Origin of the sequence: Xenorhabdus innexi (assembly GCF_002632485.1) — a bacterium.
Classification (GTDB): domain Bacteria; phylum Pseudomonadota; class Gammaproteobacteria; order Enterobacterales; family Enterobacteriaceae; genus Xenorhabdus; species Xenorhabdus innexi.
In genome coordinates this window covers 1-303 of the sequence record NZ_NIBU01000290.1, presented here as the reverse complement: position 1 = coordinate 303, position 303 = coordinate 1, and the positions used below count along the sequence as shown (strand labels likewise).

At 58.4% G+C, this 303-nt stretch carries 1 protein-coding gene; it reads right to left on the bottom strand.

Features of this window, described 5'->3' with window-relative positions; genetic code table 11:
• The coding region (locus Xinn_RS21660) for a PFL_4703 family integrating conjugative element protein (protein WP_099137850.1) at window positions 1-303 on the bottom strand (303 nt) is incomplete at both ends.

Here is a 303-nt window from a genome sequence, read left to right as displayed (position 1 = left end):
CGTCACGCTTTTTGTGCCATAGCCCCGGCCGGGCACTTCATACACCACCCGTACCCGGTCAGCCAGTTCCCCGCTGTCAGCGCGGGTGCGGGCATCTTCACGCAGAAAATCCTGACAGGCGGGCGTCAGGTAAGGGGATAACGCGGTAATTTTGGCCGGATAATCCTGTGCCCCGTTTTTCGGCCACGCATTCAGCTGCTGGAAAATATAAAAGGCAAAACTGTAGACACTCGGTGGCGGGACTTCCCACCACGCCCGGGTACTGCCACTGCGCAAATCCGGCGGGTTATGGACAGTCAGATT